Genomic DNA, 1,377 nt, shown 5'->3' with positions numbered 1-1,377 from the left:
GCGACGCTGCGGGCGTCGCTGGCGGCGGCGACCGCGGGCGACCCCGACCTGGCGGTGTACGACGCGGAGGTGACCGCGGCCGCCCGCATCGAGCTGCTCCCGTTCGTGCGCGAGCAGTCGATCTCCATCACGGCGCACCGCTACGGCAACCTCGACCCCTGGAGTGCTCCCGTCATCTGACCCCGCCCCCGCCCGCCCCGCCCACCGGTGCGGGGTCGAAAAGGTGCGTTCCGCGGGCGTGTCCGGCGCGTCTTCGATCCGGCACCGCCGGGCGTGTAAAAGATTCTTGACACCTCTGCCCGCCGCGCGTAGCCTCATGTCAAGAATCCTTTACATTCGGAGGGCGTCATGGTCTACGAGGAACGCAATGTCTGGGCGGGGCTCATCGTCAGCCCGATCGTGCTCGTCGCCTACGTGGTGCTCGTGCTGCAGCAGGCGGCGGGCGGGCCGCTCACCGCGGTCGACTGGTTCCCGCTCATGCTCTGGAGCATCGGCGGCGGCATCGTCGGCACCATCCTGCTCAGCGTCGCCTGGGGCATCCTCGCCGGGATGCGCGACCCCGACGGCGTCGGCCGCTCCGACATCCGCGACCGCGACATCGGCCGCATGGGCGCCCGTGTGGAGCAGGCGTTCGTGGCGATCGCCGGACTCGGCGTGATCGTGCTGTGCGGGATCGGAGCCGACGTCTTCTGGATCGCGAACACGATGTTCCTCGGGTTCTTCGTGGCCGCGGTGGTCGGCGGCATCGCCCGGGTGATCGCCTACCGGCGGGGGCTCGTGTGATGGTCAAGCCCACCCTCGTCTCCAACAGCATCCGCGCCCACCGCGAGCGGGCAGGGCTCACCCAGGCCGAGCTCGCCAAGACCGTCGGCGTGACGCGCCAGACGCTCATCGCGATCGAGCAGCAGAGGTACTCGCCCACGCTCGAGCTCGCGTTCCAGATCGCTCGCGCCTTCGGCGTCGGGCTCGACGAGCTGTTCTCCTATCCGAGCGCCCCCGGAGGTTCCGCATGACCGCCCGCATGGCTGCCTGGCGTCGCGAGACCTACGGCCCCGCCGACGGAGTCGCGCTCGAACGCCTCCCCCTGCCGCAGCCGCACCACGGCGAGGTGCTGCTCCGTGTGCGGGCCACCGCGCTCAATGCGGGCGACGTGCGGCTGCTGCTCGGCGATCCGCTGCTCGTGCGACCGGCGTTCGGGCTCACCCGGCCGAAGCATCCCGTGCGCGGCATGGAGGTCGTCGGCACGGTCGTGGGCGTCGGGCCCGACGTGGTGGGCGCCGAGCTCGACGAGCACGTGGTCGGGGAGCTCGTGGGCGGCGGAGGTCTCGCGGAGTACGTGCGGGTGCCGGCCGCCCGGCTCGTGCCGCTGCCGCCGGG

General features: G+C 72.0%; 4 protein-coding genes. All 4 read left to right on the top strand.

The annotated features are described in order from the left end of the window. The coding region (locus DW309_RS19170; protein ID WP_168387120.1) for a hypothetical protein at nucleotides 1–180 on the top strand (180 nt) is incomplete at its 5' end. 168 nt (nucleotides 181–348) lie between these two features. Continuing rightward, nucleotides 349–783, top strand: a complete 435-nt coding sequence (locus tag DW309_RS00745; protein ID WP_136044243.1) for a hypothetical protein — start codon at nucleotides 349–351, stop codon at nucleotides 781–783. After that, complete coding sequence (locus DW309_RS00740) at nucleotides 783–1,013, top strand: helix-turn-helix transcriptional regulator (RefSeq protein WP_136044242.1); 231 nt, start codon at nucleotides 783–785, stop codon at nucleotides 1,011–1,013. The genes DW309_RS00745 and DW309_RS00740 overlap by 1 nt, the downstream gene beginning before the upstream one ends. Further along, a partial coding sequence (locus DW309_RS00735) for an alcohol dehydrogenase catalytic domain-containing protein (RefSeq protein WP_168387119.1) occupies nucleotides 1,010–1,377 on the top strand: 368 nt, incomplete at its 3' end. The genes DW309_RS00740 and DW309_RS00735, both read left to right, overlap by 4 nt.

The sequence above is a fragment of the Microbacterium sp. K41 genome (assembly GCF_004794395.1).
Lineage (GTDB): Bacteria > Actinomycetota > Actinomycetes > Actinomycetales > Microbacteriaceae > Microbacterium > Microbacterium sufflavum.
The sequence above is the reverse complement of the archived record's forward strand: the minus strand, read 5'-3'. Positions and strand labels throughout refer to the sequence as shown.